Origin of the sequence: Nonomuraea sp. NPDC049709, from assembly GCF_040674815.1 — a bacterium.
Classification (GTDB): Bacteria; Actinomycetota; Actinomycetes; order Streptosporangiales; family Streptosporangiaceae; genus Nonomuraea.
The window spans coordinates 139,022-145,021 of sequence record NZ_JBFANM010000028.1 but is presented as its reverse complement, the minus strand read 5'-3'; the positions used below and the strand labels follow the sequence as shown (position 1 = coordinate 145,021).

The following is a 6,000-nucleotide window of genomic DNA, read 5'->3' as shown; positions in this document are numbered from 1 at the left end:
GAGAAGTTGTGGACGTCGAGGACCTTGCCGGAGTGGCGGGACTTGATGCGGTAGTAGCCGCCGCCGGAGTCGACGAACTGCCACTGCTGCTGGTTCTGATTGTTCCTGCTCCACTGGGTGATGCGGGCGCCGTCGTTGGTGGCGAGGTTGTAGACGTCCAGGGCCTTGCCGCTGTTGCGGTTGACCAGGACGTACCACGCGTTGGTGTCGACGGTGGCCGCGTGGGCGGACTGCGTCTGAAGGGCGATGAACAGGCTCGCCAGTAAGGTGGCGACCGTCGCGAGGACGGCCAGGGATCTGGACTTCACGAGGTTCTCCGATTCATCTGTCGACGGGTCGGGTCAGGGGGTGGTGAGGTCGAAGCGGTTGACGGTGACCGCGCCACCGAGGGACTGGGTGGCGTAGTTGAAGATCCCGAAGCGGTAGCCCATGAAGAACTGCCAGGCGTTGTTCAACGTGAAGGCCGGGCCGAGGTTGCTGAAGGTGGTGCCGTCGGTGCTGTAGGAGAAGCGGGCCTGCCTGCCGGAACCGGGCCGGATGTCGGCGTTGACCCGCAACCAGATGCGGCCGCCGGAGATGTTCGCGCTCGCCGCCTCGGTACCGGTGCCGGTGGTCTGCCAGGAGCTGTTCATGGTCAGGCCGTTGGTCATCACGACCCGGTTGACGCCGTTGTCGCGTTTGACGCCGATCCAGGCCGACTGGTCGCGCAGCATGGCCAGCCCGGCACGGTCGCCGTTCGCCATCTGCGCGTAGTCGAGCTCGATCGTCGCCGTCGAGGACGGGCCCTGGATGCGGTGGGTCAGGGTGTTGCGGGCGTTGTAGAGGTCGCCGGTGACGGTCGCGGTCTGCAGGCGCAGGCCGTTTCCGGTGGAGAAGCGGGTGGTGTCGGGGTTGTGGTTCCACTCCCAGCGGTGGCCGAGGCCGGCGGAGGTGAAGGTGTCGGGGCCGATCATCGAGGCGACGGTGCGGCTGGTCTGGATGTTCGGCTTGGGGTAGGTGGTTCCCCAGGCGCCGTTGACGGTCTGCACGGTCGGCCAGTCGCCGGTCCAGGTGATCGGTGCGAGGGCCGGGACGCGGCCGCCGGGGTAGGCGTCGACGAACGACATGTAGTACCAGTCGCCGTTCTGGGTCTGGACGAGCCCGCCCTGGTGCGGGACGCCGCCGCCGGCGATGGGGCCGGGCATGTCGAGCAGGACCTGGCGCATCTCATACGGGCCCCAGGGGGAGGTGGAGCGGAGCACGTACTGGCCGTTGGCGGGGCGGGTCAGCCAGATGTAGTAGTAGCCGTTGCGCTTGTAGAAGCGGGCGCCTTCCAGGGTGCCGACGCTGCTCGGGGTCTGGAACACCTGCTGGGCGCGCACCTGGCTGAGCCCGTCGGGCGAGAGCTGGGCGACGCTGATGGTGCCGTTGCCGTAGGCGACGTACATGGTGTCGTTGCTGTCGATCAGCAGGCCGGCGTCGTAGTAGCAGTTGTTGATCTGCGAGCGTTTGGTCCAGGTGCCGTCGACGGCGGAGGCGGTGTAGACGTAGGTGCGGTTGAACTCGACGCAGCCGATCCAGTAATAGGTGCTGTTGCTGGGCCGGTAGTTCAGGGTGGAGGCCCAGATGCCCTTCACGTACGCCCGGCCGCCGTTGAGGTCATAGGCGCCGGAGTTGAAGTCGAGCCTCGGGACCGAATGGCCGGCGTACTCCCAGTCGACCAGGTTGTAGGAGCGCAGGATCGGCGCGCCCGGCGAGTAGTGCATCGTCGAGGCCGAGTAGTAGTAAGCGTCACCGACCCGGATGATGTCGCCGTCGGCGAAGTCCTGCCAGACGACCGGGTTGGTGTAGGTGCCCCCCGGGTTCGGGTCGGTGCCGATCGGGACGAGCTGCCATTGCTGGTTGGCGCCGCCCCAGTCGTCGTACTGGACGATGTTGGCGCCGTCGGCGGTGGAGGCGCCCTGGACCTCCAGGGCCTTGTTGCTGTGGCGGCTGATCAACCGCACGTAGCCGCCGGCGGAGTCGGCCAGCCGCCATTGCTGGTTGGTGCCGTTGCCGTCGGCCCATTGCACGATGGAGGCGCCGTTGGCGGTGGAGAAGTTGTAGACGTCGAGGACCTTGCCGGAGTGGCGGGACTTGATGCGGTAGTAGCCGCCGCCGGAGTCGACGAACTGCCATTGTTGCTGGTTGCCGTTGTTGCGGGTCCACTGGGTGATGCGGGCGCCGTCGTTGGTGGCGAGGTTGTAGACGTCCAGGGCCTTGCCGCTGTTGCGGTTGACCAGGACGTACCACGCGTTGGTGTCGACCGTCGCGGCCGACGCCTGGGGCGTGAGGAGCACGCCCACAAGAAGCAGGGACGACAGAACCGCGAGCACGCGTCTCACAGGAACCTCCAGAGATTGTTGTTCGCGCCGTTGTCGTCGGCGAGCACGACCTGCGCGCCCTGCGCGGTGCCGCCGAGGCCGAGCACCCGGCCGCCGTTGGCGCACTGGATGCGGAAGGCGGCGCCCGACCCGTAACGCAGCCGCCAGCGGTGGTCGGCGGTGCCGTTGTCGGCCCACTGCACGACGCGCGACCCGGAGGCGGCGCCCATGTTCTCCACGCCCAGCACCTTCTGGCTGTGGGAGTTGCGCAGCCGCAGGTAGCCGCCGGTGTCGACGATCGCCGTCCACAGGTGGTCGGCGGTGCCGGTGTCGCCCCACTGGACGACGAGCGCGCCGTCGGCCGTGGACATGCCGGTGACGCCGAGCACCATCCCGGTGCCCACGTTCTGGATACGCCGCGCGCCGTTCGGCACGAACCGCCACTGGTTGTCGGGGCTGCCGTTGTCGGAGTCCTGGACCGCCTGGGCGCCGTTGGCCGTCGAGCCGTTCTGGATGCCGAGCAGCTTGGAGCTGTGGACGTTGCGGATCTTGACGGAGCCGTCGCCGACGTCGGTGATCGTCCAGCGGTGGTCGGCGGTGCCGGTGTCACCCCACTGGAGCACCCGGGCGTTGTCGGCGGTCGACATGTTCTCGACACCGAGCACCTTGCCGCTGTTCACGTTGCGGAACCGCAGGGCACTGCCGTCGATGACCGGAACCCAGTCGTGGTCGGCGGTGCCGTTGTCGGTCCACTGGAGCGCCAGGCCGCCGTCGGTGGTGGACATGTTCTGGATGCCGAGGGCCAGCCCGCTGCCCGCGTTGATCAGCCGGAAGCTCGCCGCGCCGGTGCCGCCCTGGCCACCGGTGTTCCAGTAGACGACGTAGTTGTGGTCGTGAGCGTCGTGGAACGGCGCCAGCCGCACCGACGCCCCGTTGGCCGTGGCCGTGAAGGTCAGCGAGGACGTGCTGGTCCGGGTGATCGAGGAAGGGGTCAGGGCGGGGGCCGACGACAGGCTGGTATTGCCGTAATCGCCCGACAGCACGACCGGGCCGTAGGTGACGGCCTGCACGTCGGGGTTGTCGTTGGCGGCCTTCATGACCACTCGCATGGGCAGCCGTACGGTCACGGTGTCGCCCGGCGCCCACGGCCGGGTGAGATCGGCGTAGGTGCCCGGCGTGGTGGCGATGTTCTGCTGGACTCCGTTGACGCTGACCGTCGCGCCCTGGGTCCAGGCCGGGATGCGGATGCGCATCGTCCACGATCCGCTCGCGTTCCCGGTGACCTGCAACGACGTGGTGTCGCCGGCCGGGTAGGAGGTCGTCTGGGTGACCGTGATGCCGCACTGGCTCCAGTCGAGGGTGGAGGGCACGAACAGGTTCACGAACAGGGTGGTGCCGTTGTGGAAGTAGATCGAGTCCATCAGCTTGGTGTTGGTCTCGATCCCGGTGCCCTGGCAGCACCAGAAGGAGTTGTAGTCCGTGCTCCAGGTGCCTCCGCCCCAGGCCGGGCCGACACCCCGCCGTCCGCCGGGGTTGAGCGGGGTGAAGTAGGTGACGTGCCCGTGCGCGTCCGCCGGGTTCTGCTGCCCAAGTAGGTGGTTGAGCAGGGCGTTCTCGTAGTAGTCGAAATAGTCGGCCCGGGCCGGCGACAGCAGCCACAGCTCCCGGGTCAGCTTGAGCATGTTGTAGGTGTTGCACGCCTCGCCGGTGTCCCTGGTCAGGTGGGCGGCGATCGCGTTGGGGGCGCGGAAGTGCTCGGCCTGGCTGTTGGAGCCGTTCACGTACGTGTGCGCGCCGACGGTGATGGACCAGGCGTTGACGGCGATGTCGCGGTAGCGGGTTGTGCCCGTCGCCTTGTACTCGCGCGCCGCCCCGATCCACTTGGGCACCTGCGTGTTGGCGTGCAGCCCGTTGAGCCGGTCCTGGCCCGTGGCCAGCGGATCGAACACGGCCGCGTGGTCGAACCGCCGGGCCGTGGTCAGCCAGCGGGAGTCGCCGGTCATCTGGTACAGGTCCGTCAGCACGGCGTTCATGCCGCCGAACTCGGTGCCGAGCATGGCCTGCATCTGGCTTGAGCTGAGTCGCGACGTGCGCGCGTCCACCCACCCTGCCAGGGCCAGCAGCACGGTCCTGGCCTGCGTGTTGCCGATCAGCCGCCAGGCGTCCAGCAGCCCGGCCAGGGTCTTGTGAATGCAGTAGTACGGCACGTTGCCGTTGGTCAGGGTGCGGTTCTCCACGGCCGTGATGTCCGACTCGGGGAAGCCGGACAGGTAGCCGCTGGTGAACCCGGCGGCGCCGTTGTTCGCCTGGCATCGGGCCAGCTCGGCCACCATGTGATCGGCCTTGTCCCGGCAGGTGGTGTCGCCGAGCACGGCGTAGGCATGCGCCCACGCCGTCAGGAAATGGCCCTGCATGTGGGACCGGAACGGGAAGCTGGGCGCGTCCCAGCCGCCGTTGGCCGCCGCGCCGTTGGTGGACAGCCGGTGGTTGGCCCGGAAGACGTACAGGAGCCGGTCGACATCGACGAAGCGCAGGTAGCTGAGGGTGCGGTTCTGGTTGTCCAGCAGGCGACCGGAGGTCAGCCGGACCTGGCCGAGGTCGAACTCGTAGGCCGAGACGCCGATGTCGGATCTGGCCCAGGGGAGTGCGGCCAGCGCGGGGGATGTGCCGGCTACCTGGCCGGCGACCGAGAGCGCGGCGGTCGCGCCCGCGGCCTGAAAGAGCTGACGACGGCTCAAGGACATGCGGTGCTCCTTGGAGATGGGGGGTGGTGACCGGCCGCCGCCGGTCACGTGTTCACCGGGTCAGGCCCTCGGAGAGGTCGCCCATGGTGGTCGGCGCGGAGATGCCGCGCTCGGCGGGCTTGTTAGCGCTAACAATTCGTAGATGAGATCACCCGGGACCATGGCATGCCGGCGGACGGTGCGTCCTGTGCCGTTGCCGGGGATGAGGGGGGACATCCAGGGCTCCTTGACTAGATCGCAGATGGGCCACGAGGGTTGTTAGCGCTAACATCCTCCTGCCTGGAGCTGTGTGGCCTGCTTTGTTGAGCGCGTTGTGGCGGAGTACATCCGACGGTCCGGCCCGGCGTCAACGAGGGTCGCCCCTCGCCGACCTGGGCGTTGCCGCCGGAACGCCTTCCCGCCTGGAGTTTTGCGCCCAGGGAGATCGCGCCGCACCGCTCGTGCCTGTGAAAGTTTCACAGAAGTTGCCGGTTGGCAACAGGGTAATTTGCGACGAGGTGCGGGTTAACTTGCTGGCTCCGAGCCGTGAGGACGCGACCTGGGGTGATCACCTTCGGCTGCCCCCTGAGCACCGAACAGCCGCTCTGGTCGGGATTGCCGGTGCTCCGTGGGGTGATCGGCAGCGTACTTGATCTTAATTAAGTTTCTTCCCCGAGCGCTGTTGACGAGCCGCAGGGAGCGCTTTACCTTCCTGCAGAGACGTTAACGCGAACGAACGGCGCCCCCAGGTGGTCCCCACTCGTCCGTGATGCCCGGGTGCCAGGACGGCGAAGAACTCCCACCACACGACTGTCCGCTCGCTCCCGGTAGGCCGAGGCGACGCTCAACGGCATCTTCCGTTATCCCGCAACGATCAGGGAGCGATGGGAGCGCTCCCAGAGCAGGCAGCCCGAGCCAGGGGCCGGGATCGGCGC

The 6,000-nt window shown here is 68.0% G+C and carries 3 protein-coding genes; all 3 read right to left on the bottom strand.

Going from position 1 to position 6,000, the window contains the following annotated elements; all coding sequences use genetic code 11:
- On the bottom strand, positions 1-263 hold a 263-nt coding region (locus tag AB0J69_RS27760; RefSeq protein ID WP_364122876.1), incomplete at its 3' end, for an RICIN domain-containing protein.
- A gap of 78 nt (positions 264-341) precedes the next feature.
- Positions 342-2,363, bottom strand: coding sequence for an RICIN domain-containing protein (locus tag AB0J69_RS27755; RefSeq protein WP_364122870.1), 2,022 nt, complete (start codon positions 2,361-2,363; stop codon positions 342-344).
- Entirely contained in the window at positions 2,360-5,086 is a 2,727-nt protein-coding gene (locus AB0J69_RS27750) for a beta-L-arabinofuranosidase domain-containing protein (protein ID WP_364122868.1), read from the bottom strand. The genes AB0J69_RS27755 and AB0J69_RS27750 overlap by 4 nt, the downstream gene beginning before the upstream one ends.
- Between the last annotated feature and the right edge of the window lie 914 nt (positions 5,087-6,000).